At 70.5% G+C, this 22260-nt stretch carries 17 protein-coding genes and 1 pseudogene; 6 read left to right on the top strand and 12 right to left on the bottom strand.

Annotated elements, in window-relative coordinates:
- The first annotated feature begins 145 nt into the window (after positions 1 to 145).
- The gene (locus A4E84_RS30010) at positions 146 to 2599 is read left to right on the top strand and encodes a DNA gyrase/topoisomerase IV subunit A (RefSeq protein WP_062929528.1); all 2454 of its coding nucleotides are present in this window, start codon (positions 146 to 148) and stop codon (positions 2597 to 2599) included.
- Here A4E84_RS30010 and A4E84_RS30005 read toward each other — a convergent pair.
- Both A4E84_RS30005 and A4E84_RS30000 read right to left on the bottom strand, forming a co-directional pair.
- Complete coding sequence (locus tag A4E84_RS30005) at positions 2596 to 3660, bottom strand: CobW family GTP-binding protein (RefSeq protein ID WP_062929527.1); 1065 nt, start codon at positions 3658 to 3660, stop codon at positions 2596 to 2598. The genes A4E84_RS30010 and A4E84_RS30005 overlap by 4 nt on opposite strands.
- A 294-nt stretch (positions 3661 to 3954) precedes the next feature.
- Positions 3955 to 5115 carry a citrate synthase/methylcitrate synthase gene (locus A4E84_RS30000; RefSeq protein WP_062929526.1) on the bottom strand — a complete coding sequence of 387 codons (1161 nt, stop codon included), beginning with the start codon at positions 5113 to 5115 and terminating at the stop codon, positions 3955 to 3957.
- 109 nt (positions 5116 to 5224) lie between these two features.
- Between A4E84_RS30000 and A4E84_RS29995 the strand changes: the two genes are divergently transcribed.
- From A4E84_RS29995 to A4E84_RS29980, 4 genes are all read left to right on the top strand, one after another.
- On the top strand, positions 5225 to 6484 hold the full coding sequence (locus A4E84_RS29995) for a citrate synthase (RefSeq protein ID WP_062929525.1): 1260 nt from the start codon (positions 5225 to 5227) through the stop codon (positions 6482 to 6484).
- Between the two features lie 53 nt (positions 6485 to 6537).
- Positions 6538 to 7482, top strand: a complete 945-nt coding sequence (locus A4E84_RS29990; protein WP_062929524.1) for a sucrase ferredoxin — start codon at positions 6538 to 6540, stop codon at positions 7480 to 7482.
- 111 nt (positions 7483 to 7593) lie between these two features.
- Positions 7594 to 9267, top strand: coding sequence for an ATP-binding protein (locus A4E84_RS29985; protein ID WP_062929523.1), 1674 nt, complete (start codon positions 7594 to 7596; stop codon positions 9265 to 9267).
- Positions 9267 to 9947 (top strand): response regulator, encoded by a 681-nt coding sequence (locus A4E84_RS29980; protein ID WP_062929522.1) that lies wholly within the window; start codon positions 9267 to 9269, stop codon positions 9945 to 9947. The genes A4E84_RS29985 and A4E84_RS29980 overlap by 1 nt, the downstream gene beginning before the upstream one ends.
- Before the next feature lie 73 nt (positions 9948 to 10020).
- Here the strand turns inward: A4E84_RS29980 and A4E84_RS29975 are convergent, their stop codons facing one another.
- The 6 genes and pseudogenes from A4E84_RS29975 to A4E84_RS29965 all read right to left on the bottom strand — a co-directional run bounded on the left by A4E84_RS29975 (position 10021) and on the right by A4E84_RS29965 (position 15055).
- Positions 10021 to 11613 (bottom strand): solute symporter family protein, encoded by a 1593-nt coding sequence (locus tag A4E84_RS29975; protein ID WP_062929521.1) that lies wholly within the window; start codon positions 11611 to 11613, stop codon positions 10021 to 10023.
- Positions 11610 to 12164: a DUF485 domain-containing protein gene (locus tag A4E84_RS29970; RefSeq protein ID WP_062931662.1), complete on the bottom strand. Its 555-nt coding sequence runs from the start codon at positions 12162 to 12164 to the stop codon at positions 11610 to 11612. The genes A4E84_RS29975 and A4E84_RS29970 overlap by 4 nt, the downstream gene beginning before the upstream one ends.
- A 68-nt stretch (positions 12165 to 12232) precedes the next feature.
- Positions 12233 to 12310, bottom strand: a pseudogene (locus A4E84_RS44785) (DNA-binding response regulator); the annotation flags it as partial.
- A 44-nt stretch (positions 12311 to 12354) separates the two neighbouring features.
- Complete coding sequence (locus A4E84_RS43070; RefSeq protein ID WP_159029637.1) at positions 12355 to 12531, bottom strand: hypothetical protein; 177 nt, start codon at positions 12529 to 12531, stop codon at positions 12355 to 12357.
- A gap of 138 nt (positions 12532 to 12669) precedes the next feature.
- The gene (locus A4E84_RS41345; RefSeq protein WP_335340839.1) at positions 12670 to 12843 is read right to left on the bottom strand and encodes a hypothetical protein; all 174 of its coding nucleotides are present in this window, start codon (positions 12841 to 12843) and stop codon (positions 12670 to 12672) included.
- 88 nt (positions 12844 to 12931) lie between these two features.
- Positions 12932 to 15055, bottom strand: a complete 2124-nt coding sequence (locus A4E84_RS29965) for a DNA gyrase/topoisomerase IV subunit B (RefSeq protein WP_062929520.1) — start codon at positions 15053 to 15055, stop codon at positions 12932 to 12934.
- Between the two features lie 442 nt (positions 15056 to 15497).
- On the opposite strand from A4E84_RS29965, the gene A4E84_RS29960 reads away from it, so the two are divergent.
- Positions 15498 to 15728, top strand: coding sequence for a DUF7455 domain-containing protein (locus tag A4E84_RS29960; protein ID WP_031134785.1), 231 nt, complete (start codon positions 15498 to 15500; stop codon positions 15726 to 15728).
- 120 nt (positions 15729 to 15848) lie between these two features.
- On the opposite strand, the gene A4E84_RS29955 is transcribed toward A4E84_RS29960, so the two are convergent.
- From A4E84_RS29955 to A4E84_RS29940, 4 genes are all read right to left on the bottom strand, one after another.
- Entirely contained in the window at positions 15849 to 16697 is an 849-nt protein-coding gene (locus tag A4E84_RS29955) for a serine protease (RefSeq protein WP_062929519.1), read from the bottom strand.
- Between the two features lie 137 nt (positions 16698 to 16834).
- Positions 16835 to 18373, bottom strand: a complete 1539-nt coding sequence (locus A4E84_RS29950) for an RNA polymerase sigma factor (protein ID WP_062931661.1) — start codon at positions 18371 to 18373, stop codon at positions 16835 to 16837.
- Positions 18374 to 18799: 426 nt separating this feature from the next.
- Entirely contained in the window at positions 18800 to 19687 is an 888-nt protein-coding gene (locus A4E84_RS29945) for a FadR/GntR family transcriptional regulator (RefSeq protein WP_079129169.1), read from the bottom strand.
- A gap of 161 nt (positions 19688 to 19848) precedes the next feature.
- Positions 19849 to 22233 carry an ABC transporter ATP-binding protein gene (locus A4E84_RS29940; protein ID WP_063827521.1) on the bottom strand — a complete coding sequence of 795 codons (2385 nt, stop codon included), beginning with the start codon at positions 22231 to 22233 and terminating at the stop codon, positions 19849 to 19851.
- Positions 22234 to 22260 lie beyond the last annotated feature (27 nt).

Below are 22260 nucleotides of genomic sequence, written 5' to 3'. Positions count from 1 at the left end.
GCAGCAACATGAGCGAGCCGCAGGGGCGGTCGGTGACGAGTGGGCGAGCGCGCGCAGGGCCCGAAGGGCCGGGCACGGTCGACGTCTCCTCACCGGCAGGAACGCCCCGTAGGCGAGCGACCAGTAACAGGAGGAGCCGGCAGCGATGGCCCGCCGCAGCACGAAGACGCCGCCCGACGACTCGTACGAGGAGCGGATCCTCGACATCGACGTCGTCGACGAGATGCAGGGCTCCTTCCTCGAGTACGCGTACTCGGTCATCTACTCCCGCGCCCTGCCCGACGCACGCGACGGACTCAAGCCCGTGCACCGCCGCATCGTCTACCAGATGAACGAGATGGGCCTGCGCCCCGAGCGCGGGTACGTCAAGTGCGCCCGTGTCGTCGGCGAGGTGATGGGCAAGCTGCACCCGCACGGCGACGCGTCGATCTACGACGCCCTCGTGCGCATGGCCCAGCCCTTCTCGATGCGGGTTCCCCTGGTCGACGGCCACGGCAACTTCGGCTCGCTGGGCAACGACGACCCGCCGGCCGCCATGCGGTACACCGAGTGCCGGATGGCCGAGGCGACGAGCCTGATGACGGAGTCGATCGACGAGGACACCGTCGACTTCAACCCCAACTACGACGGCCAGGAACAGGAACCGGTGGCCCTGCCCGCCGCCTTCCCGAACCTCCTGGTCAACGGCGCCTCGGGCATCGCGGTCGGCATGGCGACGAACATGGCGCCGCACAACCTGCGCGAGGTCATCGCGGCCGCCCGCCACCTGATCAGGTACCCGAACGCCGATCTCGACGCCCTGATGAAGCACGTCCCGGGCCCCGACCTGCCCACCGGCGGCCGCATCGTCGGCCTGTCGGGCATCCGGGACGCCTACGAGTCCGGCCGCGGCACGTTCAAGATCCGGGCGACGGTGTCGGTGGAGCCCGTGACGGCCCGCCGCAAGGGCCTCGTGGTCACGGAGCTGCCCTTCACGGTCGGCCCCGAGAAGGTCATCGCCAAGATCAAGGACCTGGTCGGTTCGAAGAAGATCCAGGGCATCGCCGACGTCAAGGACCTGACCGACCGCGCGCACGGCCTGCGCCTGGTCATCGAGATCAAGAACGGCTTCGTGCCGGAGGCGGTCCTGGAGCAGCTCTACAAGCTGACGCCGATGGAGGAGTCCTTCGGCATCAACAACGTGGCCCTGGTCGACGGCCAGCCGCTCACCCTGGGTCTGAAGGAACTCCTGGAGGTCTACCTCGACCACCGCTTCAACGTCGTCCGGCGGCGCTCGGAGTTCCGCCGCGGCAAGAAGCGCGACCGGCTGCACCTGGTCGAGGGCCTGCTGACGGCCCTGCTGGACATCGACGAGGTCATCCGCCTCATCCGCTCCAGCGAGAACTCCGCGCAGGCCAAGCAGCGCCTGATGGAGCAGTTCTCGCTGAGCGAGGTGCAGACGCAGTACATCCTCGACACGCCGCTGCGCCGTCTGACCAAGTTCGACCGCATCGAGCTGGAGTCCGAGAAGGACCGGCTCACCACGGAGATCGAGGAGCTGACCCGGATCCTCGATTCGGACGCGGAGCTGCGCAAGCTGGTCTCCTCCGAACTGGCCACGGTCGCCAAGAAGTTCGGCACCGACCGGCGTACGGTCCTGCTGGAGTCGGGCGGCGCGCCGGTCGCTGCCGTGCCGCTCCAGGTGGCCGACGACCCGTGCCGGGTGCTGCTGTCCTCTACGGGCCTTCTGGCCCGTACCGCGAACGGCGAGCCGTTCGCGGAGGAAGCCGGTGCCCAGCGCGTGAAGCACGACGTGATCGTCTCGGCGGTGCCGGCCACCGCCCGCGGCGAGGTGGGCGTGGTCACCTCGGCGGGCAGGCTGCTGCGGCTGAACGTGGTCGACCTGCCCCAGCTCCCGGAGTCGCTGACCGCACCGAACCTCGCGGGGGGCGCGCCGCTGGCGGAGTTCGTCTCCCTGGAGGACGACGAGACGGTGGTCTGCCTGACCACGCTCGACGAGTCGTCGCCGGGCCTGGCGCTCGGCACGGCACAGGGCGTCGTCAAGCGCGTGGTCCCGGACTATCCGGCCAACAAGGACGAGCTGGAGGTGATCACTCTCAAGGAGGGTGACCGGATCGTCGGCGCGGTCGAGCTGCGCACCGGCGAGGAGGACCTGGTCTTCGTCACCGACGACGCGCAGTTGCTGCGCTTCCAGGCGTCCCAGGTCCGCGCGCAGGGCCGTCCGGCCGGCGGTGTGGCCGGCATCAAGCTGACCGAGGGCGCGAAGGTCATCTCCTTCACCGCGGTGGACCCGGCGGTGGACGCCGTGGTCTTCACCGTCGCGGGCTCGCGGGGCACGCTGGACGACTCCGTCCAGACGACGGCCAAGCTGACCCCGTTCGACCAGTACCCGCGCAAGGGCCGCGCCACGGGCGGCGTCCGCTGCCAGCGGTTCCTGAAGGGCGAGGACTGCCTGTCCCTGGCCTGGGCGGGCCCCGTCCCCGCTCTGGCGGCGCAGAAGAACGGCACCCCGGCCGACCTGCCGGACATCGACCCGCGCCGCGACGGCTCGGGAGTGTCCCTGGCGAAGACGGTGGCCGTGGTGGCCGGGCCGGTCTAGGCCGGGTCCGCGAGATCCGCCTCGGGATCGCGCACGTACCGCAGGACGCCCCACATGCCGTGCTCGTCAGCGTGTGGGGCCTCGCTCCTGCAGGCCTCCAGCTCCTTGCCGAGGGCGGGGGCGTCGATCCCGGAGCCGATGAGGACCAGCTGGGTGAGGCGCTCACCGCCGCCCGGCCAGGGCTCCGGGTAGAAGCGCAGGAACCGCCCGACGGCGTGGACGGCGTAACGGTTGCGGACGTCGTGCGGCCCGAAGTCGATGTAACCCTTGATCCGGTACAGCCCCTCGGGCCTGCTGTCGAGGAACGTCATCAGCCGGCGCGGGTCGAGGGGCTCCCGGGAGACGAACGACAGGCTGTCGTACGCGGCGTGCAGGTGGCCGGTGTGGCCGTCGTCGTCACTGCCGTGCTCGTGCAGGTCGTCGAAGGACAGCTGCCCGATGCGCTCCTCGCTCGGGCGGCAGTCGAAGAGGAACTCGGGGTCGATCCGGCCGTAGGTGGCCGGGACGACGGCGGCGCGGTCGACGAGGGACCGGACCAGCCCGAGGACGCGTTCGCCGTCCGCCGTCCGGTCGAGCTTGTTGACCACGACGAGGTCGGCCAGCGCGAGATGCCGGTCGATCTCGGGATGCCGGGCACGGGTGTCGTCGAACTCGACGGCGTCGACGACCTCGACGAGCCCTCCGTACACGACCCCCGGATGCTCGCTGGCCAGCAGCATCCGCACGAGTTCCTGCGGCTCGGCCAGCCCGCTGGCCTCGATGACGATGACGTCGATGCCGAGGGAGGGCTCCGCGAGCCTCTTCAGGTACTGGTCCAGTTCGCTCGCGTCGACGGCACAGCACAGACAGCCGTTGCCGAGGGAGACCGTCGAGTCGCCGAGCGCTCCCGCCACCGCCATGGCGTCGATCTCGATCGCCCCGAAGTCGTTGACGATGGCGCCGATACGGCTGCCGCCGCTGCGGTGCAGGAGGTGGTTGAGCAGAGTGGTCTTTCCCGAGCCGAGGAATCCGGCCAGGACGACGACCGGGATCTGCTGCGGTTTCGGGCTCGGCTGGCTCACCGTGCGACCTCTCTCGCGCCGACGCGTGCACCGGCTCGCGTTCCCGGCACACGTGGGAAATGGGGATGCCGCACCAGGATACGAGCCGGAAGATCCACACCGAGTGAACGGCCGTCAGCAGCGCTCGCGGGGCAGACTCGGGCAGGGCCCGATGTGGGCGGCCCTCGCTTCCCTCTGTGCGCCCTCTCTCCGTCTTCCCGCCGATCAGAGCCGCTCGGATGGCCGTTTCACGCGTGGCACGCCTGAGGACGATCGCCTCGTATCGTCAAGCCCCCCACCCGGCGGCGCTTTCCCTCAGACCGGCACAGGCACCGGCGCCTCCGGCCCCACATACCGCGCCACGGGCCTGATGATCTTCGTGTCCTCCGCCTGCTCCAGGATGTTGGCGCTCCAGCCCACCGCCCGGCCGGCGGCAAAGGTCGGGGTGAACATCTCGCGAGGCAGACCGCAGAGTTCCATGACCACGCCCGCGTAGTACTCGACGTTGGTGTGCAGCTCCCGCCCGGGCTTCAGCTCCGCCAGAATCGCCTCGATGCGACGCTCGACCTCGACGGCGAAGTCCACCCGCGGCCCGCCGAACCCCTGTGCGACCTCGCGCAGCAGCCGGGACCGCGGGTCCTCCGTGCGGTAGATCGCGTGCCCGAACCCCATGATGCGCTCACCGGCGAGCACCCGCTGACGCACCCAGGGATCGATACGGTCCGGGGTGCCGATCGCGTCCAGCGTGTCCAGAGCCCGGCTGGGCGCACCCCCGTGCAACGGACCCGAGAGCGCCGCCACCGCCCCGGCCAGGCATGCCGCCACGTCCGCGCCCGTCGACGCGATGACCCGGGCCGTGAAGGTGGATGCGTTGAATCCGTGATCAATGGTTGAGATCAAGTATTGCTCGATCGCCCGCGCATGCCGCTCGGTCGGCACCGAACCGGTCAGCATGTACAGGTAGTTCGCCGCGTAGGTCAGGCCCTCGCACGGCTCCACCGGTTCCAGCCCCTTGCCCAGCCGGTGCAGCGCGGTGAGCAGCGTCGGTACGGCCGCGGCCGCCTCGATCGTGTCCCTCCGGCGCCGCTCGGCGTCGATGTCGTACACGGGGCGGAACCCCTTCGCGGCACCCAACAGCGACAGAGCGGTACGCATCCCGGCCAGTGGCCCGGAGCGCCCACCGGCCGCGGCGATGGCCGGCAGCGCCGCCCGCACGCCGTCGGGCAGGCGTCGCAGCGCGGCGGTCTCGGCGCTGAAGGCCGCACTCAGCTCGGCGTCCGGCAGTTCGCCGTGCACGAGCAGGTGCCAGACGTCCTCGAAGCCGCGGGTCCGCGCGAGGTCGACGGCGGAGTACTGGCGGTAGTGGTAGAAGCCCTCGCGGCCGCGTACATCACCGATCCGGGTGTCGGTGACTACGACACCGGCAAGCCCCCGAGGCGCTTCGACAAGAGTGGCTGCTGACCTGTTAACGGACATGACTTCCTCCCTGGACTTGATTTGACTGTCCATGATTGACTAAAGCCCTGTCAATATTGATTGAATCAATACGTCAGTCAATGGTCCGCTGGACGGATACGGTGACCCCATGCGCGATCAAGAGCCCGCCCCCCAGGACACGGAACGGCGGCTGAGCACCAAGGAGGCCGCCGAGCTGCTCGGTGTGAAGCCGGAGACCGTGTACGCGTACGTGAGCCGCGGCCAGCTCAGCAGCCGGCGGGTGAGCGGCGGCCGGGGCAGCACCTTCGACGCCGGTGAGGTCGAGGCCCTCGCCCGGCGCAACAGGCGGGAGAGCGTCGGCGGTTCCGGCTCCGGCGGCGAGCTGTCCGTCCGCACCCGCCTCACGCTCATCGGGAGCGACCGCTACTTCTTCCGCGGTGTAGACGCGGTCGACCTGGCCACCCGGCACACCTACGAGGAGGTCGCCGAGTGGCTGTGGACGGGCCGGATGCTCCCGGGCAGCACGTTCACCGCACCGTCCGCTTCCGTCGCCGTAGCCCGTCGCGCCGTCGCCGCCCTGCCCGAACACGCCGCTCCCGCCGACCTGTTGAGGGTCGCGACGATCGCCGCCGCGACCGCCGACCCCCTGCGGTTCGACCTCTCGGAGGGCGCCGTACCCGGCACCGCTCGCACCCTCATCCCCACGCTCGTGGCCGCTCTGCCCCCGGCGGGCCACCGGCGCCGCGACGAAGGCCCCCTGGCCCACCGCCTGTGGTCCCGGCTGTCGGTGCACAAGGACCCCGACGAGGCCTCCCTGCGCGCCCTGGACACCGCCCTCGCCCTCCTCGTCGACCACGACCTGGCCGCCTCCACCCTCGCGGTGCGCCTCGCCGCGTCCGCCCGTGCCCACGCCTACGCCGCGGTCTCCGCCGGGCTGGGCGTGATCGAGGGCCCGCTGCACGGCGCGGCCAGCGGGCTCGCCCACCGGCTGCTGCAGGACGTGCTCGACCAGGGCGACGCGGCACCCGTGATCGCGGACGAACTGCGGGCCGGCCGTCGTATCCCGGGCCTCGGACACCGGCTCTACCCCGGCGAGGACCCACGCGCGCGTGCCCTGTTCGCCCTCCTGGAGCAGATCCCGCGCGCGGAGCCCGCACTCCTCGCGGCCCGCGACATCGTCGAGACGACCGCCCGTCACGCCCCCCTGCACGCCAACGTGGACCTGGCCCTGGCCGTGCTCACCGCGTCCTGCGGCATGGCCCCGAGCGCCGGCGAGACGATCTTCGCCGTGGCCCGGACGGCGGGCTGGATCGCCCATGCCCTGGAGGAGTACGGCGAGCGCCCGCTGCGAATGCGCCCGAGCGGTCTCTACACAGGTCCGAAACCGCCGCAGCCACTGCCGGAGTAGCGCCGGCAGGGCCCGGACGTCGCCGCGGCGGAGGTCAGGTTAGGCTCACCTCTGTGAGTACGTGCTCAAGCGTCTCCCGGGACTTCGGCGAGCCCATTTCGGGAACCGCGGCCACAGCGACGACCTGGCTGTTGCTGGAACAGCCCGGTCCGTGGGGTGCCAAGGCGCTCACTTCGAGTCACCTGGACCCCGCACTGGGGCGTGCCCTGGAGGCGGCCGCCAAGGACACGGGCGTACGGATCGCGCTCATCCGCCGCCCCGGGCGCCACGCGGACCGCCGCATGCCCGCAGCGCGCCGGGTGTACGCCGCGCACGTCGTCCCGGGCAACGTATGGCTGTACAGCGCCTCTACCCCGGACCCCGGGGAGCTGCTCGGCCTCGACTTCGCCGCGCTCGGCCGGGGCGACCACCGCTCGTTCGGTGCGCTGCTCGGCGGCCGGCCCCACGACGGTGACCCGCTCGCCCTCGTCTGCACCAACGGCAAGCGCGACCGCTGCTGTGCCCTCCTGGGCCGGCCTCTCGCGGCCGAGCTGGCGACGTCGGGGGTCGAGGGCGTCTGGGAGGTCACCCATCTGGGTGGTCACCGCTTCTCCCCCACGGTGCTCGTGCTGCCGTACGGATACGTCTACGGCCGGGCCGAGGCCCATTCCCTCAAGGAGGTCCTGCACGGCGCCCGTGAGGGGCGGATCGTCGTGGAGGGGTGCCGGGGCAGCTCGGCCTGGGACCGGCCCGGTCAGGCCGCCGAGCTCGCCGTGCGTACCAGGGCCGGCGAATACGGCGCTCAGGCTCTGAGTGTCGTCCGCACGTCCGGCGCGGCCCCGCGCTGGGAGGTGACCGTCGACCACGCAGACGGACGCCGCTGGCAGGTCGACGTGGCCCAGGGCGCGGCCCTGCCGCCCCGCCCCGAGAGCTGCGGGGCGTCCGTCCTCGGCACCCCCGCCCGCATGGACGTGGTGGCGGTGCACGAGGTGAGGGTGACAACCTCATTGGCCAGCTGACCGTCCGGCTGACCTCGGGCACACATTGAGGCCGCCTCTGTACACATTGATCTGGAGATCCACGCCACACCCGTCTAGGGCAGGCGGCCGGCCGCACGTACGGTCTTGGGTATGAGCCCCACTCCCCCCCCACGCCGCCTGCGCCTCGGCCTGCCCCGGCGGGTGTTCTCGCAGGTGCTGCTGATGCAGGTGGCGATCGCCGCGGGAGTCGCTGTGCTCGCGACCGGATTGTTCCTCGCCCCCCTCAGCAACCAGCTCGACGACCAGGCCATGCGCCGCGCGCTCGCGATCGCGCAGACGACCGCGCAGCTGCCGGATCTCGCGAAGGACCTGCGGGACACACCGCCCTCGCCGGACGGCCCGGTGCAGCGGGAGGCGGAGCGGATCCGAAAGGCCACCAAGGCCGAGTACATCGTGGTGATGGACTGGCGGGGCGTGCGCTGGTCGCACACGGACCCGAAGCAGATCGGCGGCACCGTCTCGACCGACCCCGGCCAGGCCCTGGCCGGCAGGGAGGTCATGGAGATCGACAGCGGCACCCTGGGCCGCTCCGCCCGGGGCAAGGTGCCGCTGCGCGACAGCGACGGCACCGTCGTCGGCGCGGTCTCGGTCGGCATCGCCTACGACAGCGTCCGGGCCCGGCTGATCCACGCGATCCCGGGGCTGCTCGCGTACGCCGGCGGTGCCCTGGCCGTGGGCGCGCTGGCGGCGTGGCTCATCTCCCGGCGGGTCCACCGGCAGACCAGGGACCTGGCGTTCTCGGACATCGCGGCGCTCCTGTCGGAGCGTGAGGCGATGCTCCACGGCATCCGCGAGGGGGTCGTCGCCCTGGACCGCACCGGCCGCATCCGTCTCGTGAACGACGAGGCACAGCGTCTGCTGGGCATCGGGGAAGCGGTGGTGGGCCGTTCACCCGACGAGGCGCTCGGGGCGGGCCGGACGGCCGATGTGCTGGCCGGACGCGTCACCGGCACGGATCTGCTCACCGTGCGTGGCCAGCGGGTGCTGGTCGCCAACCGCATGCCCACCGACGACGGCGGCGCCGTGGCCACCCTGCGCGACCGCACCGAGCTGGAGCAGCTGGGCCGCGAACTGGACTCCACCCGCGGTCTGATCGACGCCCTGCGCGCCCAGGACCACGAGCACGCCAACCGTATGCACACGCTTCTGGGGCTGCTCGAACTGGAGATGTACGACGACGCCGTCGACTTCGTCGGCGAGGTCGTCGGTGACCACCGGGCCACGGCGGAGCAGGTCACCGAGCGGATCGAGGACCCGCTGCTCGCCGCCCTGCTGGTCGGCAAGGCGACCGTCGCGGCCGAGCGGGGCGTCGCCCTGGGGGTGTCGGACCGGACCCGGCTGCCCGACCGGCTGGTCGACCCGCAGGGGCTCGTCACCGTCCTGGGGAACCTGGTGGACAACGCCCTCGACGCCGTCGCCGGCAAGCCGCACGCGCGCGTGGAGGTCGAACTGCGCGCCGAGGGGCGTACGGCGATCCTCAGGGTGCGCGACACGGGGCCGGGAATCCCGCCGGAGCACCGGGAGTTGATCTTCACCACGGGATGGTCCACGAAGAAGCCGCCGGCTCACCGCGAGCGGGGCATCGGGCTCTCCCTGGTGCGCAGGCTGGCGGAGCGGCAGGGTGGCAGCGCTACGGTCGGCGAGGCGCACGGCGGAGGCGCGGAGTTCACCGTCGTCCTGCCCGAGGCACTGGCCGGGCCGCGTCCCGAACCGGCCGTATCGACCGTGCCGTCCGCACCGCAGACCGCCGAGGAGGGGTCGTGATGATCGAAGTCCTGGTCGTGGACGACGACATGAGAGTCGCGCGGGTCAACGCCGCCTACGTCGAGAAGGTACCGGGCTTCCATGTCGCCGGAGAGGCCCACAGCGCCGCGGAGGCGCTGCACCGGCTGGAGACGCTGCCCCGGCTGGACCTGGTGCTCCTGGACCACTACCTGCCGGACGCGACGGGGCTCGCGGTCGTCCAGGAGATGCGGCGGCGCGGCGACCAGACCGACGTGATCATGGTGACGGCGGCCCGGGACGTCTCCACCGTGCAGGCGGCGATGCGGCACGGCGCACTGCAGTACCTGGTCAAGCCGTTCGCCTTCGCCGGCCTGCGCGCCAAGCTGGAGGCCTACGCGGAGCTGCGCCGCACTCTGGACGGCGGTGGAGAGGCGGAACAGGCCGAGGTGGACCGCATCTTCGGGGCCCTGTCGGCATCCTCGGAACCCGACCTGCCCAAAGGCCACTCCCCCACCACCGCGGAGCTGGTCCGCCAGTCCCTGATGCACGCGGACGGGCCCCTGTCCGCCCAGGAGATCGCCGAGCGGACCGGAGTGAGCCGCCAGACCGCCCAGCGCTACCTGAAGCTCCTGGAACGCACGGGACGGGCCAGGCTGACCCTCAAGTACGGCGACGCGGGCCGCCCGGAACACCGCTATGTGTGGGCGACCCGCGCCTGAGGCGACATCCCGCCGGCGTTTCCACGATCTGGCGATGGCTGCCGCCCCGACCGTGGCATCGACGGCACCCCCGCTACGCCGCTCCCGCACCCGTCAGCGACCGCACCTCTGTCTCCGCGTGCTTGACCTCGTCCGGTACCTCCGCGGAGGTGACCGTGCCCAGCCAGCCCGCGAGAAAGCCGAGGGGGATCGAGACCAGACCCGGGTTCTGCAGGGGGAAGTACTGGAGGTCGATGCCCGGGAACAGCGAGTCGGGGCTGCCCGAGACCACCGGTGACAGCACCACGAGCACCACCGCCGGGACCAGGCCGCCGTAGACCGCCCACACGGCACCCCGTGTGGTGAAGCCGCGCCAGAACAGCGAGTAGAGCAGCACCGGCAGGTTCGCCGACGCGGCGACGGCGAACGCCAGGCCCACCAGGAACGCCACGTTGAGATCCCGCGCCAGCAGTCCGAGCGCGATCGCCACCGCACCGACACCGACGGCCGCGACCCGGGCCACCGTCACCTCGCTGCGCGGCTTCCCGCCCCGGCGCCGCAGGGACGCGTACAGGTCGTGGGCCACGGACGCCGAGGACGCGAGCGTGATGCCCGCGACCACGGCGAGGATCGTGGCGAAGGCGACCGCGGCGACGATCGCGAAGAGAACCGTCCCGCCGGTGGATCCCGCACCACCGCCCAGGTCGAGCGCCAGCAGCGGAACCGCCGTGTTCCCGGCCGTGTTCGAAGCGCGCACCGTGTCCGGCCCCAGGATGGCGGCCGCACCGAATCCGAGCACGATCGTCATCAGGTAGAAGCCGCCGATGAGGCCGACGGCCCAGACGACCGAGCGGCGCGCGGCGCGCGCGGTGGGCACGGTGTAGAAGCGGGACAGGATGTGCGGCAGCCCTGCCGTGCCCAGCACCAGAGCCAGCCCCAGACTGATGAAGTCGAAGCGGGCGGTCCAGTCCCCGCCGTACTTCAGTCCCGGCGCGAGAAACGCCCCGCCGTGCCCACTGCGCTCGGCTGCGGTGAGCAACAGCCGGTTCAGGTCGCCGTGGAAGCGCATCAGGACGAGCACCGTCAGTGCGATGGTGCCGCCGAGCAGCAGAACGGCCTTGACGATCTGGATCCACGTGGTCGCGCGCATCCCTCCCAACGACACGTAGATCACCATGAGCGCGCCCACACCGATGACGGTCCAAGCTCGGGCCGCGTCGCTCGTGCCCCCGAGCAGCAGCGCCACCAGGCTGCCCGCGCCGACCATCTGCGCCACCAGATACAGAACGGACACCGTGACCGAGGAGGTTCCCGCCGCGATCCGGACCGGCCGTTCCCTCATCCGGGCCGCCACGACGTCGGCGAGCGTGAACCGGCCGCAGTTGCGGACCAGTTCGGCGACCAGGAACAGCACCACCAGCCACGCCACGAGGAAGCCCACGACATACAGCAGCCCGTCGTAGCCGAACAGCGCGATGAGCCCGGTGACCCCGAGGAAGGACGCGGCCGACATGTAGTCACCGGCGATGGCAAAACCATTCTCCATGGGTGAGAAGAGCCGCCCGCCCGCGTAGAACTCCTCCGCCGAGCCACGCCGGTTGCGGCTGACCCAGGTGGTGATCCCCAACGTGACCGCGACGAACGCGCTGAAGAGCAGCAGCGCAAGCGTCTGATGTTCTTCCGTCATGACCCACCGCCGCTCACGCCGCGCGTCAGTTCCTGTGTGTCCCACCGCAGTTCGAGGGCGGCTCGGTCCCTGCGCAGCCGCGCGTGCCGCGCGTAGGCCCAAGTGAGAAGGAAGGTGGACAGGAACTGCCCGAGCCCCGCCACCATCGCGACGTTCACCGCTCCCGCCACGGGCCGCGCCATCAGCTCCGGTGCCGTCGTGGCAGTCACCACGTAACCCACGTACCAGGCGAAGAACGCCACGGATGCCGGCACCACGAACTTCCGGTACCGCCGCCGCACCTCCTGAAAAGCCGCACTGCGCTGCACTTCCAGGTACACGTCGGCCGCCGCGGCCCCCGTCTCGCCCTGCGTCCGTGCCGACGGAACCATCGGTTGAGCCTGCGCCCCGTCGCTGGACGACTCGCCCCAGCCGGAGGCAAGGGCGTCGTACCAGGGATCGTCGTACCTGAGCTGTCCGGCGGCCGGGACCGGATCATGACCGTCGAGAGGCTCGGTCCGGCTCTCCTGGTCGGCCCCGCCGCCGTGGGGACGGCCCTTGCTTGGCTGCATGCCCAAGGATGGACAGAACGGGAAGATCCCCGACTCTCCTTCCCTTCACACTTCACCCCATCAGGTGACTAACCCGCTGATGGCCGCACAAGTCCCTTTCTGTAGGCGTAACGCACCGCCTGCGCACGGTCCTTGAATCCGGTCTTGGTGACTGGGCACTGCCACGGACCTCGGCGTCGAGGCACAGGGTCTATCCGGCAAGGCCGAGGCCTACTTCGTTGACGGTGATCGTCAGCAGGTCGGCGTCGATGAGGGACCTGTAGGAGCCCAACGCCAGGTCCGCGAGCGCGACCGCGGGGTTCCAGCCGTGCCCGTGACCGCCGGCGAAGGCGCCCCACAGCAGTATGCACAGGACCAGGCCATGCACCGACCAGGCCAGTACGCACCGGGGGTCGGGAGTCCCTCGCGGCTGAGCGCTTCCCGGGAGGGCCAGTGGGCCCAGGCGTTCCCCTTCACGCGCATACCCTCCCCACGGGCCGGGGCGCGCCGTCACCGTACGCCCCGCTCAACGACGCGCCAGGGCGCAGGGACTGCCCGCGCCGGGCCAGGATTCCGGCCTGACGACCAGGGTGCCGGCGAGCCCCAGCAGCAACGCGGAGCTGTCCTGGTGCACACCCACCGCCGTGCCGAGCGCGAAGAGGCCGACGCGCAGACCGATACCGACGGCCCAGACGGCCACGCTCGCCGTGCTGCTCCTGCTCCGAGGCCGGACCCTGCCGACCGGGTGCGAGACCCCGGCCGGACCCGGCAACAGCCCGGCGCTCCGGCTAGGCGTCGATCCGCGACCGGTCCAGCGTCGCCGCCGAGTTGGAGATGAATTCCTTGCGCGGCGCCACGTCGTTGCCCATGAGCAGATCGAAGACCTGCTCGGCGGCCTCCAGGTCGGAGAGATTGATCCGGCGCAGGGTGCGGTGGCGCGGGTCCATCGTCGTCTCGGCCAGCTGGTCGGCGTCCATCTCACCGAGGCCCTTGTAGCGCTGGATCGAGTCCTTGTAGCGGATGCCCTTGCTCTGGAACTCCATGAGCGTGTCACGCAGTTCGCGGTCCGAGTACGTGTAGACGTACTTGTCCTGCCCCTTCTTCGGCTGGACGATCTCGATGCGGTGCAGCGGCGGCACCGCCGCGAAGACCCGGCCGGACTCGACCATGGGCCGCATGTAGCGGTGGAACAGCGTCAGCAGCAGGGTGCGGATGTGCGAGCCGTCGACATCGGCGTCGGTCATCATGATGATCTTGCCGTAACGGGCTGTGTCGATGTCGAAGGTCCGGCCCGAGCCGGCCCCTATGACCTGGATGATCGCGCCGCACTCGGCGTTCTTCAGCATGTCCGTCACAGACGACTTCTGGACGTTGAGGATCTTGCCGCGGATCGGCAGCAGCGCCTGGAACTCGGAGTTCCGGGCGAGCTTCGCCGTGCCGAGCGCGGAGTCTCCCTCGACGATGAACAGCTCACTGCGGTCGACGTCGTCGCTGCGGCAGTCCGCCAGCTTGGCGGGCAGCGAGGAGGACTCCAGGGCCGTCTTGCGGCGCTGCGCGTCCTTGTGCTGCCGGGCGGCGATACGCGTGCGTGCGGCGGCGACGGCCTTCTCCAGCACGACCCGGGCCTGCTGGGCGGCATCCCGCTTGGTGGACGTCAAGAACGCCTTGAGTTCCTTCGTGACCACGTTGTTCACGATGCGGCGGGCCGCCGAGGTCCCGAGGACCTCCTTGGTCTGGCCTTCGAACTGCGGCTCGGCGAGACGCACGGTGACGACCGCGGTCAGGCCCTCGAGGGCGTCGTCCTTGACGATGTCGTCCTCGGCGACGCGCAGGAGCTTCTTGGCGCGCAGCACCTCGTTCATCGTCTTGGCCACGGCCTGCTCGAAGCCCGCGACGTGGGTGCCGCCCTTGGGCGTGGCGATGATGTTGACGAACGACCGGAGCGTCGTGTCGTAGCCCGTCCCCCAGCGCAGTGCGACGTCGACACCGAGTTCGCGGGTGACCTCGGTGGGCGTCATCTGGCCGTGGTCGTCGAGGACGGGGACGGTCTCCTTGAAGGTGCCCTGCCCGGAGAAGCGGAGGACGTCGCAGACCGGCTTGTCGTTCGCCAGGTACTCGCAGAACTCGCTGATTCCGCCGTCGAAGCGGAAGGACTCCTCGCCCTTGCTGCCGCCCTCGCCGAGCCCGTACTCGTCGCGCACGACGATGGTCAGGCCGGGCACCAGGAACGCGGTCTGGCGGGCGCGCTGGTGCAGCGTCTCCAGATTGAGCTTGGCGTCCTTGAGGAAGATCTGGCGATCGGCCCAGTACCGCACGCGCGTGCCGGTGCGGGTCTTCGGGATCTTCTTGGCCTTGCGCAGGCCGCTCTTGGCCTCGAACTTCGCCTCGGAGCCGTTCCCGGCGAAGGCGCCGGGGACACCGCGCCGGAAGCTGATCGCGTGGGTGTGCCCACCGCGGTCCACCTCGACGTCCAGCCGGGCGGACAGGGCGTTCACCACGGAGGCGCCGACGCCGTGCAGACCGCCGGAGGCGGCGTAGGAGCCGCCGCCGAACTTGCCGCCGGCGTGCAGCTTGGTCATGACGACCTCGACACCGGAGAGGCCGGTCTTGGGCTCGACGTCGATCGGGATGCCGCGGCCGTTGTCCCGGACCTCGACGGAGCCGTCGTCCTGGAGGATCACCTCGATGTGGTCGCAGTACCCGCCCAGGGCCTCGTCGACGGAGTTGTCGATGATCTCCCAGACGCAATGCATCAAGCCACGGCTGTCGGTCGACCCGATGTACATACCCGGGCGCTTGCGCACGGCCTCGAGCCCCTCGAGGACGAGCAGGTGCCGCGCGGTGTAGTTGGAACCGTCCCGGTCGGCTCCTGCCAGCAGAGCTGTGGACGGCACGGACGTCTCGGCGGTCACGCGGTTCGCTCCTCGCTGAATTTCAGATGGGGCCCTCATGGGTAAGGGCGCGGCTTCGGTCACCGGTGAGAGGGTACCGAGGCCTGGTAGAGCCGTTGTAACGCCACCCTCGTCGGAAACTCACACTAGTCCACACTCGCATGCATGTTCGATCCCTCGATGGAGTGAAGTACACATCACGTTCCCTTCCAGGCATGAACCATTTAGGCTCCGGGCACGTCCTCATGAACAACCGGCAACCCAGCCGGGAGGACCGACCACCGATACAACGCGAAGCCCCGTAAGACACATAGACACGCAATACGGCACATTCGCCGCCAACCGGCAGCAGACAGCCGCCTCGCAAAGATTCTTTCGAGGAAAAGCCACGAGCGGGAACGTTTTGGGGCTGGTTGGATGTTGACCCTGGTACGACAGCTCGTCGAGCTAGAGAAGAGGCGACGTGACTACTGTTCTGACCCCTGCGAGCCAGTTGACGGCCGCTGATCGCTGCGACCGCTGCGGCGCCCAGGCGTACCTGCGCGTCGTCCTGCTCAGCGGCGGAGAGCTGCTCTTCTGCGCCCACCACGGGCGCAAGTTCGAGCCGGAACTCAAGAAGATCGCCGCTGAGATACAGGACGAGACGGAGCGGCTCACGTCCGTTCCCGAGAACGCCTCCGAAGAAGAGCGCTGACACCTCGCGTCCGACGACGAGCCAGCCCGGCACAGGCCGGTGAACGGGCGGCTGCCTCTGGTGACCAGAGACAGCCGCCCTTTCTCGTCCTCCGAACCGGTCCAGACTCCGCCGGACGCCTCACACACCTTCCGAGGCTCGTGTCCAGCCGAGCGTCCGCATGAGGTGGGACACCCGCATGTACACACCAGGGTTGCCGGCCCGGCCACAGCCGATTCCCCAGGACACGAGCCCGATCAACCGCCCCTGGGCCACCAGCGGCCCTCCACTGTCGCCCTGGCAGGCGTCCCGGCCCCCCTCGGCCTCCCCGGCGCACAGCATGCTCGCGGCGTCGTAGGTGCCGTCCATACCGCCCGGATACGCGTCCTCGCACAGCGCGTCGGGAAGCACGCGCACGCGTGCCGCCCGCAGACCGTCCGGGTACTCACCGGTGCCTGAGATATCCCCCCATCCGTACACCGTTGCGGTCTCACCGGCCGTGTACGCGGGGTCGCCGTCGGCCGCCATGCCGATGACCGAGTCACCCTGGAGCGGTTCGGCCAAGGTGAGCACGGCGAAGTCCCCGGCGTTGCTGCCACCGTCGTAGGCCGGGTTCACCCATGTACGGCGCACGGCGATCTCCTGGCCCCCACGGTCGGAGAGCAGGTCCGTGCGTCCGGCTATGACCTTGAGATCCCGTACGCGCTCCGGGGGCCCGCCCAGGACGTCCTCGTCCAGGCAGTGGGCCGCGGTGAGCACGGTGGTGGGGCCGACCGCCGCTCCTCCGCAGAACTGCCCCGCGCGCGTACCCCCGAACCGGTCACGACTCGACAGGGCCACCGTCCACGGGCTCTGGGACGCCTCGACGGGAAAGCCCCCTATGACCACGCTGTCGGCGGCCACAGGGGCACTGAAGCCCATGGACAGGGCAGGCATCGCGGCCGCCAGGGCCAGCGGCAGGACCAGAGCTCGAGCCAGTCGACGACGCATACGCACTCCTCACTCCGTGGTGTCGGTGGGACACCCAGAGTGATCCAACCCGTGGAACACCGCACCCGCGGCGGCACGGCACTGCGAAGGCCCGGTCCCCTCGGGGGAACCGGGCCTTCCGTGTCGTACGGCCTCGCTCAGTCGAGGTAGTCGCGCAGCACCTGCGAGCGGGACGGGTGGCGCAGCTTCGACATGGTCTTGGACTCGATCTGACGGATTCGCTCACGCGTGACGCCGTAGACCTTGCCGATCTCGTCGAGGGTCTTCGGCTGGCCGTCGGTGAGGCCGAAGCGCATCGAGACGACGCCCGCCTCACGCTCGGACAGGGTGTCCAGGACGGAGTGCAGCTGCTCCTGCAGGAGCGTGAAGCTGACCGCGTCGGCCGGGACGACCGCCTCGGAGTCCTCGATGAGGTCACCGAACTCGCTGTCGCCGTCCTCGCCCAGCGGGGTGTGCAGCGAGATGGGCTCACGGCCGTACTTCTGGACCTCGATGACCTTCTCGGGGGTCATGTCGAGCTCCTTGGCCAGCTCCTCCGGGGTGGGCTCACGGCCCAGGTCCTGGAGCATCTGGCGCTGCACGCGCGCGAGCTTGTTGATGACCTCGACCATGTGCACCGGGATACGGATGGTGCGGGCCTGGTCGGCCATGGCGCGGGTGATCGCCTGACGGATCCACCAGGTGGCGTACGTGGAGAACTTGTAGCCCTTGGTGTAGTCGAACTTCTCGACCGCGCGGATCAGACCGAGGTTGCCCTCCTGAATGAGGTCCAGGAAGAGCATGCCGCGGCCCGTGTAGCGCTTGGCCAGGGAGACCACCAGACGGAGGTTGGCCTCCAGGAGGTGGTTCTTGGCGCGGCGGCCGTCCTCGGCGATGATCTCCAGCTCGCGCTTGAGCTTCGGCGCCAGCTTGTCGGCGTTCGCCAGCTTGTCCTCGGCGAACAGCCCGGCCTCGATGCGCTTGGCGAGCTCGACCTCCTGCTCGGCGTTGAGGAGGGGAACCTTGCCGATCTGCTTGAGGTAGTCCTTGACCGGGTCGGCGGTGGCGCCGGCGGCCGCGACCTGCTGGGCGGGCGCGTCGTCCTCGTCCTCGTCGGAGAGCACGAAGCCCGCGTTCTCGGTGGTGCCCTCGGGCTCCTCACCGGCCTTGCCGGGGACTGCTTCCTCGAGCACCTCCTCCTCGAGGACCTCGGCGTCGTCCTTCTTGGCGCTGGTCTTCTTGGCCGCCGTCTTCTTGGCGACGGTCTTCTTCGTGGCCGCCTTCTTGGCGGTCGTCTTCTTGGCAGCCGCCTTCTTGGCGGGTGCCTCCTCCTCGACAGCGGGCTCGGCGGCCGGCGCCGGCGTGGCGGTGGCGGTGGCCTTCCGGGTGGTCACCGCCTTGGCCGCGACCGTCTTGGTGGCGGTGCGCTTGGCGGGACTCTTCGCTGCGACGCTCTTTCGGGTGCGCTTGGGCTCTGCGGCACTGACCATCAGCGTCACACCCTCTTCCTCGAGGATCTGGTTGAGGCTGCGCAGTACGTTCTTCCACTGAGTGGCCGGAATCTGGTCAGCTTCGAAGGCCCGACGCACGTCATCGCCGGCGATCTGCCCCTCAGCCTTTCCCCGCTCGATGAGCGCCATGACAGAGACGGACTCGGCGATCTCCGGCGGGAGCGTACGGGATGTGCTGGCCGACACGAACAACCTCTCGGAACGTTGGAAAACGGCTTCCGGCCCCGTCCATAGTGGACAGGAGCCGACCGCCGGCTTGGGGATGGGCCGACGGCGCGGGCTGGGGCCGGGAAGATGCACAGCGCCGTGAACGGCGTCCGTATTCCCTCCGCGGCTGTCACCTCTTAGGTCATCGCGTTCTTCCCGCGAGCGTTACGCCCAATCCGCGTGGCCCGAGTCACACCCCGTAAGCGAACGAAAACCGTCAGACGCTGACATAACAGGTCACATACGCTACCGACTCGGCCACCCCCACCGGGTTCGACCCCTTCGCGCCGTCGGACCCCGCAGGATCACTGGGATCCCACGAGGTCCGACGGGAGGCGGATCACCGATCAGGCACTGCCACAGGAGGGGGGTGGCGCACCCGGCCGCGCCGCCCGTGGAACTCGGTCAGTGCTCGCGCGGTGCGGGCACGACCCGTTCCACCTCGGGATGGACCGTGAGGAGTTGGCGCATGGCCGCCTCGGCCGCCGTCCCGTCACCGGCGGCGAGGGCGTCGCAGATACGGCCGTGGTGCGCCAGGGACGCCTCGTTCGGCCGGTCACAGCCCGTGACCGGGTTGCCCGAGACCTGGAGGGCCGCGGACACGATCCCGGAGAGATGCTCCAGCATGCGGTTGCCCGCGACCTGGATGAGCAGCGAGTGGAACTCCGAGTCGGCGCGGGAGAAGGTGAGCGCATCACCCTGGGCCATCGCGTGCCCCATGATTTCGACCATGTCCGCAAGGCGCTGCTGGACGTCCTCGCGCCCGTGCCCGGCGGCGAGGCGGGCGGCGAGCGGCTCGATCGTCCACCGCAGCTCGCTCAGCTCGCGGCGCTGGTCGTCGCGCTGCGGCCCGAAGGCCCGCCACTCGATGATGTCCGGGTCGAGGAGGTTCCAGTCGCTGACCGGACGCACGCGTGTGCCGACATTCGGACGGGCGCTCACCAGGCCCTTGGCCTCCAGGACGCGGAGCGACTCACGGACGACGGTGCGGGAGACCTCGAAGCGCTGGCCGATCTCCTCGGGCACCAGCGGGCGGTCGGCACCCAGGTCGCCGGAGACGATCATCTGACCGAGTTGCTGAACGAGCTGGCCGTGCAGCCCGCGTCCGCGGCTGCCCGCGGCGCGTCGGCCCACGCGGCCCAGCTCGGGGTCCCCGCCGTCCCAGACAGGGACCCCGATGCGGTCGACGGCGGGCGCCTCGGCGTACGGGTAGCGGTCGAGTTCGCCCGGGCTCGCGAGGCCGGAGTCAGCGGAGCGGGCGGCGGTCATCATGGTGTGCGCAAGGGTACTCACGCATCCTTTGTCGGCCTCCTCTCCAACTCCCTTGAGGTCTTTGGTGAAAAGCACACGAAAGGGTGATCGCTCACCCCGTCGCAATTGACGCCTTATCGGAAAGAAATGGGCGTTCTGCGGGGAGTTGTGGGCATGGCTGGACCAAGGGTTACGGACAGTCGTCACCGGATTCGGCTGCGCAGGCCGGTCAGCAGATACGCGCAGAGCAGCGCGGTCAGCGACAACGTCAGTGCCCCGCCCACGGGTTGGGAGATCACCTTGAACACGGCTTCCAGGTAGCGCTCTCCCCCGAAGGGCCATCGCGGCAGGAGCGCCTCTCGCAGCCGCATGGGCAGTCCGGCCGCGGTTCGCACGGACGGTCCGTTCACGAGCTGGTGCACGACGGGTACGACGAGGAGGGGGACGGCCGCGACGGCGGCGAGTCCGGCGGTGGTGGACCGGAATACACCGGCGGCGAGTACGCCGGCCCAGGCGCAGCCGACCACGAGTCCGATCCAACTCGCACTCATGGGAAGCCAGTCGGCGGGAACCTGTGCGAGCTCTTGTCCGTAGACGAGATAGAGCACTTCGGCGTCGCAGCCGACGGTCAGGACGGCCAGCACCAGCGCGGTGGCCGAGGAGACGAGCAGTTTGGCGGCCAGCAGCCCCAGCCGGCGGGGCACGGTGCCGCGGTCCGCCGCCAGCGCGGGATGGCGGAACTCGTCGCCGAAGGCCAGCGCTCCGAGCAGTCCCGCGCCGAGTGCCGCGGGTGGCAGGGGCAGCTCCCGCGGCCATGCGGCCAGCAGGCGCGGTTGAGGCGTGTGGCCGATGCGTGCGAGCACGACGGCGATCACCGCGGACACGGCGAGCACGACGGCCCCGGTCAGGAACCCGGTGCCGATCCCGGCGGCACGGCGGATCTCGTAGCGGAGGGGGCGGAGGGGGCTCGGTGCGGGGCGGACGGAGATGGGGGGGGGCAGAGGGGGCAGCGCGTCGAGCGTGCGGGCGGCGCGGGTGCCGGCAGGGAGCAGCGTTCGGGGCGGGAAGGGCGTGGTCTCCGCCAGAGGTCCGCGGCTTGACTGGCTGGTCTCGGAGGCGTCCAGGAGTTCTTGCGGCTCGGCGGCAGGGTGCGGGTGCCCGGAGGAAGGCGATGGCTCGTCCTGGCCCGGTTCCTGCGCGCCCATGCCGGATCGCGGCTCCAGCGTGGGCCGCGGCTCGGTGGAGAGGACCGCAGGGTCTGCGGAGGAGGGCGACGGCTCTGCGGTTTGCTTGGGTGCGGCTTGCTCTGCTGCGCCTTGTTTTGACGTGCCTTGTTCGGACGTGCCTGGTTCTCGCGCGCCGTGCTCTGGCGCGCCGTGCCCTGGTGCGCCGTGCCCTGGTGCGCCGTGCCCTGGTGCGCCGTGCTCTGGCGCACCGTGCTCTGGCGCGCCGTGCTCTGGCGCGCCGTGCTCTGGCGCGCCGTGCTCTGGTGCGCCGTGCTCTGGTGCGCCTGACAACGATCCCGGCTCAAGCGTGGACCGCGACCCAGTCGCAAAGGCCGTGCGATCGGTCACGAGCACTCTCGACGGGTCGAGAGACGACGCTGCTTCTGCGGGCCGCGGCGTACGGTCCGTCCGGTGCGTTCCGGTGACGTGCCGTGCTGCGGCGAGAGCCCGGTCACGCGGCCCACCTGTCCGAGGGGAGCCCGCCCCGGGCCCCATGTCTCCGATCTCGTCGGCGAGTTGGTGAACCACGATGCCGTTGCGGAAGGCGACCTCGCCGACGTCCGCGCAGGTACCGCCGTACACCGAGAGACGGTTGCCGCCCTCTCGGACGACCTCGACCGAACGCTGTGAGGTGCGGGCCTGCTTGGCGAGGAGAGCCGCCAGACGGGCCGCGTGCGGGCTGCGTACGGCGACCCGGGGGCGGAGGCGGGTGCGTGAGAACTCCGCGACGTCCTGGTCGGCCACGAGCCTGCCCTGTTCGAGAGTGACGACGTGATCGGCGGTGCGCGCGGCCTCCTTGGGTTCGGTCGTGGTGAAAAGGACCGTGCCGCCCTGGGCGGCGTGGGCGCGCAACATGCCGTGCAGCCAGGTGCTCTCGCGAGTGGACAGTCCGCCGGCCGGATCGTCGAGGACGAGGGTGTGCGGGTCGGCCAGGAGGACACAGGCCAGGCCCAGGCGCCGGTCCATGCCGCGGGAGAGGGTGCCTAGGCGTTCGTCGCGCAAGCTCACGAGCCCGACCGCCTCAAGGACTTCATCGGCACGCCGAACCGGGACCCCGGCGGCAGAGCACAGCATGCGCAGATGCCCGCGGACCGTGCGGGCGGGGTGCCCCGGCACGTCGCCCAGCAGCACACCGACCTCACGCGAGGGATGAGCGATCCGGTGCAGGGGACGGCCCCGGAAGTGGGTGACGCCGCGACCCTGTTGCAGTTCGAGCATGAGTCTGAGAACCGTCGTCTTGCCGGAGCCCGGCGCTCCGAGCAGCGCGGTGATGCGGCCCGCCCTCGCCTCGAAGGAGACGTCGTCGGCTGCGGGCGGAAGCTCCTTGCGGGGGTTGCTGGTCAGTCCGAAGGCGTGGATCACTCGCAGCAAGATAGCGCGCTATGTCCG

Origin of the sequence: Streptomyces qaidamensis (assembly GCF_001611795.1) — a bacterium.
Lineage (GTDB): Bacteria > Actinomycetota > Actinomycetes > Streptomycetales > Streptomycetaceae > Streptomyces > Streptomyces qaidamensis.
Note: the sequence above shows the minus strand (reverse complement) of the source record. Positions and strands in the feature narration are given on the sequence as shown.